Raw genomic sequence first — 5,237 nt, 5'->3', positions numbered from 1 at the left:
CCCTGCGCCTGTCCTCGAATCGGACTCAGCGCCAGTGTCCACACCAAAACTACGGTGGCTCCCCCGAACCCCGGCGTTTCCCCATCAGTGCCTGACCCGCTTCCGTCAGACGGAAATGGATCATCCCGGGGGAAAGCTAGACCCGCACCAGCCGGTCGTCAACCTTTTTTTCCGCGCGGTCCCGACGCAGGGGACCTCCGCAGTCGCATGCCGTCTCCGGCATGCGGCGTGTCGGCAAGCGCATACCGCCAGTCAGGGAGCGGGATCGACCGGGGTCAGTTCAGGCCGCTGTAGACGTGCAGGCCCTTGAAGAACATGTTCACGATCGTGAAGTTGAACATGACCGCCGAGAACCCGATGATCGACAGCCAGGCCGATCGGCTGCCGCGCCAGCCGCGCGTCGCACGAGCGTGGATGTAGCCCGCGTAGAGCACCCAGATCACGAAGGTCCACACTTCCTTCGTGTCGAAGCCCCAATACCGGCCCCACGCGTCGTTCGCCCAGATCGAGCCGGCGATGAGGGTGAAGGTCCAGAAGATGAACCCGAGGATCGCGAAGCGGTAGGCGAGCGACTCGAGGGCGTCCGATCCGGGCAGCGTGCGGAGGAATCGGGGTCCCTGTCCGACGTCCGTGCCGGTCTCGGCAGCGAGCGCTTTGCGCTCCCGCCGCGCCTGCATGAGCTGCAGCACCGAAAGGCCGAAGGCGAGGGAGAAGAGCGCGGTCGCGAGCGATGCCACGAAGACGTGGATGACGAGCCAGATCGACTTCAGCGGGTCGGCCAGCGGTACGATCTCGACGTAGAACGACAGGGTCGCACCGCCGAGCAGGAGCACGACCATGCCGGTGATGAGCGCTCCGAGGAATCGCAGGTCGTAGCGGAGAAGCACGACGAGGTACACCGCCACGATGAGGAGCGTCCCGGTCAGCGCGAACTCGTACATGTTCGACCACGGCACGCGGCCGGCCGCGATCCCGCGCGTGACCGCTCCGCCGAGGTGGAAGAGGAAGCCGAGGACGGTGAGCGACGTCCCGATGCGCGCCCAGACGAGCCGCTGACGGTGGCCGGGACGGGCGTCGAGCGCCCTCTCGGCACCGTCCTGCTGTGCCTTCAGGCGGGCTGCGGCGGTGCCCGTCGATGAGCTGGATGCCGCGTCCCCCGCGGCCGCCGAACCGGCCGTCGCGCCGCCCGCCACGACGAGCTCGCGCTCGCTCGCGCCCACCGCGTCCTTGGCGTCCGCGGCTTGCGCCCCGCGGCGCGCCAGGTCGACGGCGTAGGCGATGAACGCGAGGGCGTAGACCGCGATCGCGGTCCAGACGAGCAGCACGGACACGGAGTCCAGCGTCATCGTGTCGGGCATGGCTTCCAGTCTACGCGGGGGTTCTCAGGGCCGGTCCGGCCCCGTTTCAGCGGGTGCGCAGCGACGACTCGAGGGCATCGCCGTGCTTCTGCACGACCTGGTCGACGGCGGCCGGGAGGGTCGGGTCCTCGCCGCGTGCGAGGCCGGCGTACTCGATCCGCAGCGTGTGGCCCTCCGGCGTCGCCTTGACCCACATGCGACGGCGCGGCACGAACAGTGCGGCCAGCAGGCCGAGCAGCGCGAGCACCGCGAACGCGAGCACCCACGGTGCCGCGACATCCCGGTGGATCGAGAGCGACACGTATCGCTTCACCGACCGGTCATAGCCCTCGGCGCCGGCGGGAGCCTCGTTCTGCAGCGTGATGGTGCCGAGGCCGTCGGGCAGGTCCTGCGTCTCGCCGGGAGCGAGCTCGATCGAGTCGACGCCGGTGTCGCCGCCGGTGAGCTGGGTCATCTCGGTCGGGTCGAGGGTGTAGACCGACCGCGGTGTGCCGTCGTCGATGCCCAGGTCGCCCTCGTAGACGTTGAGCGTGAGGACGGGGTTGATGAGCGCCGGGTAGGCGGAGGTGAAGGCACCCGACGAGAGGGGGGCCTGCGTCGGATAGAAGAACCCGATCATGCCGAGCTGCTCAGGCAGGCCGTCGGTCACCTTGACCACGCCGAGCGAGGTCATGTTGGCGTCCTGCGGGAGGAACGGCACCGACTCGTCGAAGACGACCTCGCCGGCCGCGTTCTTGACGGTGATGGTCGGCGCGTAGCCGTTGCCCATGAGGTAGACGCGGTCGCCCGCGATCTCGAGCGGGTGGTTGACCCGCACGACGCCGTCCTCGCTGCCGCTGCCGAGCTGCGTCGTGACGTGCGCCGCGAAGTCGCCCGCCTGCCCGGCTCCCGCCTCACCTGCCGGCGTATACGTGACGCCGAAGCTGTCGAGCGTCACGGAGTAGGGGGTCAGCCGCTCCTCGTCGACGAAGCGGCCGGGGTTGAACGACGAGTAGTCGAGCATCGTGTTGACGAAGGTGCGGCCCTCGATGATGACCGTCTGTCCGGTGTAGGTCAGCCCCCCGCCGATCCCGACGGCGAGCAGAACGCCGATGAGTGCGGTGTGGAAGACGAGGTTGCCCGTCTCACGGGCGTAGCCGCGCTCGGCCGAGACCGAGAACGACCGAGCGGTGTCGTACCTCTCGACGCGGTAGCCCGCACGCCTGAGCTGCTCGGCCGCCAGGTCGATGGCGACGGATGCCTCGGCCGAGGCATCCCGATTCGAATCCGGGGACAGCTCGACGATCGACTCGCGGTGATCGTCGAGGCGGCTGAGCCGGGCCGGCGTGCGCGGCGGCCGCGACCGCCGGGCCTTCCAGTGGTGCTTCGTACGCGGGATGACGCAGCCGATGAGGGACACGAAGAGCAGGATGTAGATCGCCGAGAACCACGCCGACGTGTACACGTCGAACAGCTGCAGGTTGTCGAGGATCGGCGCGAGGCCCGGATTGTCGCTGAAGTACTGCGTTACCCCGTTCGGGTCGGCGCTGCGCTGCGGAACGATGGACCCCGGAACAGCCGCGATCGCGAGCAGCAGCAGCAGCACGAGGGCCGTGCGCATGCTCGTGAGCTGACGCCATCCCCACCGCAGCCAGCCGATCGGTCCGAGCCGGGGCTGGGTCACGTCGTCTAGATCCGCTCCGTCCGCGTGGTCTGAGGGCCGCAGCGGCCCGTCGACAGGCTCGGGAACCGTCACGTCGTCCGGGGCATCAGAGCGGGAGGGGGACACTCGTGAACACCCCCTGCAGCTGCGTCATCATCGCACTCCAGACGCCCGAGACCATGAGCACGCCGAGCACGATGAGCAGCAGGCCGCCGATGATGTTCACGGCGCGGATGTGGCGGCGGAGGAACGCGACCGAGCGGGTGGCCCAGCCGAACCCGAGGGTCAGCAGGATGAACGGGATGCCGAGGCCGAGCGAGTACGCGAGCCCGAGGAGGGCGGCACGACCCGGATCGCCGAGGTTCCACGACACCGACAGGATCGCGGCGAGCGTCGGGCCGATGCACGGGGTCCAGCCGATGCCGAGCGCGATGCCCAGGAGCGGTGCCCCGATGAGGCCGAGATTGCTCTGCACCTGGGGGTGGACCGTGCGCTGCGCGAAGCCGAAGACCCCGATGAAGACCAGGCCCAGCAGGATCACCACCACGCCGAGCACGCGCGTGATGACCTCGTTGTAGGCGAGGAAGAACTGGCCGAGCGTGCCGCCGAGGATCGTGACGGCCATGAAGACGACCGTGAAGCCCGCGATGAAGAGGAGCACCCCGAGGAGCAGGCGCGCGCGCCCTGGCTCGACGCCGTCCGCGGGCTCGGCGCGTTTCGTCTCGTCGCCCCGCTCCTCGCTCGACGACCGAGGATGACCGTTCGTCGAGCGAGCGGAGCGAGATGAAACGCCCTGGACCTCCGGCACACGCTTCGGCGCGACCGCGCCCCCGATGAATCCGAGGTAGCCCGGCACGAGCGGGAGCACGCACGGCGAGAGGAAGGAGAGGAGTCCCGCGAGCAGCGCGATCGGCAGGGCGACCCAGAGAGCTCCGGCCGCCATGACGGCGTCGATGCTCACGACTCCTCCAGCGTCTCGCGCACGAGGGTCTCGAGGATCGAGGCATCCAGCAGCTGTCCGATGATCCGCGCCGCGACGCGGCCCTGCTTGTCGAGCACGAGCGTCGTGGGCGTCGCGTTGATGGGCGTGCGCTCCGCGAAGGCGAGCTTGATGGCGCCGTCCTCGGCCGCGATGAGACTCGGGTAGGTGACGTCGTAGTTCTGCGCGAAGGCGGCGGCGGCTTCGGCCGAGTCGCTCGTGTTGACGCCGAGGAAGGCGACATCCTGGCCCTGGAACGACGCAGCGGCCTCTTCGAGCAGCGGCGCTTCGGCCCGGCACGGACCGCACGCGGCGTACCAGAAGTTCACGACGAGCACGCCGCCCTCGTAGTCTGCGCTGGTCACGGTTTCGCCCGCCTCGGTCGAGCCGCTGAAGTCGACAGGCTCGCCCCGGTCCGCGGGCTCGATCTCGACGACCCGCGAGTCCCCGGCGATGAACCCCTTGTTGTCGCCCGCGCGGTACTGCTCCGCCAGAGGGTCGGCGCTGCATGCGGCGAGCCCTGCGACGAGGGCTCCCGCGGCGATGACGGATGCCGCGGCCCGCAGCATCCGGTTCTTCCCGGCGATCCGCATCAGACGGCGCCCACATCCACGGCGCCCGCGGTCGACGCGGGCGCGGCGTACCCCACCTCGACCCAGCGGTCGTCGCGCAGCTCGAAGCTCGTGACGCTCGAGAGCGCGCACCGCCGACGGCGCGGGTCGTGCCGCGCCGGCAGACCGGCCACAGCGAGGTGCGTGACCCAGATCGGCAGCTGGTGGGACACGATGACGATGTCGCCCTCTTCGACCGAGGACCAGGCATCCCTCATCGCGGAGTCCATGCGCGCGATGACCTTGACGTACGGCTCGCCCCAGCTGGGGATCGCCGGCTGCGAGAGGTGGCGCCAGTTCCAGGGGTTGAGGAGCGCCCGGTCCATGCGGCGCCCCTCGAAGATGTTGGTCGGCTCGATGACGCGGTCGTCGATCGCCGGCTCGAGCTCGAACTTCGCCTGGAACGGCTCGGCCGATTCCCGGGTGCGCTGCAGCGGCGACGAGACGAGGCCGGTCACCGGGCGCGAGAGACGGCCGACGTAGTCGGCGGCCTGCTGCGCCATGCGGCGCCCGTCCGCGCTCAGACCGTAGCCGGGAAGGCGGCCGTAGAGCACACGGCGGGGGTTGTCGACCTCCCCGTGACGCACGAGATGGAGGCGATCGGCGGGCACCCGTCCAGTCTACGGTGGCCCGTTCTGTGGGCGACC

5 protein-coding genes are annotated in these 5,237 nt (G+C 69.8%); all 5 read right to left on the bottom strand.

The features are described 5' to 3' along the window. Positions 1-275: 275 nt before the first annotated feature. From ccsB to G5T42_RS09705, 5 genes are read right to left on the bottom strand one after another with little or no spacing between them, the layout of a single operon-like run. Entirely contained in the window at positions 276-1,358 is a 1,083-nt protein-coding gene (gene ccsB / locus G5T42_RS09725; protein ID WP_206535614.1) for a c-type cytochrome biogenesis protein CcsB, read from the bottom strand. A 46-nt stretch (positions 1,359-1,404) separates the two neighbouring features. Continuing rightward, positions 1,405-3,126, bottom strand: coding sequence for a cytochrome c biogenesis protein ResB (locus tag G5T42_RS09720; RefSeq protein WP_165128078.1), 1,722 nt, complete (start codon positions 3,124-3,126; stop codon positions 1,405-1,407). Next, positions 3,107-3,961: a cytochrome c biogenesis protein CcdA gene (locus G5T42_RS09715; RefSeq protein ID WP_277601746.1), complete on the bottom strand. Its 855-nt coding sequence runs from the start codon at positions 3,959-3,961 to the stop codon at positions 3,107-3,109. The genes G5T42_RS09720 and G5T42_RS09715 overlap by 20 nt, the downstream gene beginning before the upstream one ends. Further along, complete coding sequence (locus G5T42_RS09710; RefSeq protein ID WP_165128076.1) at positions 3,958-4,572, bottom strand: TlpA disulfide reductase family protein; 615 nt, start codon at positions 4,570-4,572, stop codon at positions 3,958-3,960. The genes G5T42_RS09715 and G5T42_RS09710 overlap by 4 nt, the downstream gene beginning before the upstream one ends. Beyond that, positions 4,572-5,201, bottom strand: a complete 630-nt coding sequence (locus G5T42_RS09705) for a histidine phosphatase family protein (RefSeq protein WP_165128074.1) — start codon at positions 5,199-5,201, stop codon at positions 4,572-4,574. The genes G5T42_RS09710 and G5T42_RS09705 overlap by 1 nt, the downstream gene beginning before the upstream one ends. Positions 5,202-5,237 lie beyond the last annotated feature (36 nt).

The sequence above is a fragment of the Microbacterium sp. 4R-513 genome (genome assembly GCF_011046485.1).
GTDB lineage: Bacteria > Actinomycetota > Actinomycetes > Actinomycetales > Microbacteriaceae > Microbacterium.
The sequence above is the reverse complement of the archived record's forward strand: the minus strand, read 5'-3'. Positions and strand labels throughout refer to the sequence as shown.

What these genes read in the sequence shown, in the direction of transcription:
- ccsB (WP_206535614.1), bottom strand. Translation starts at nt 1,358, where the DNA reads ATGCCCGACACGATGACGCTGGACTCCGTGTCCGTGCTGCTCGTCTGG.
- G5T42_RS09710 (WP_165128076.1), bottom strand. Translation starts at nt 4,572, where the DNA reads ATGCGGATCGCCGGGAAGAACCGGATGCTGCGGGCCGCGGCATCCGTC.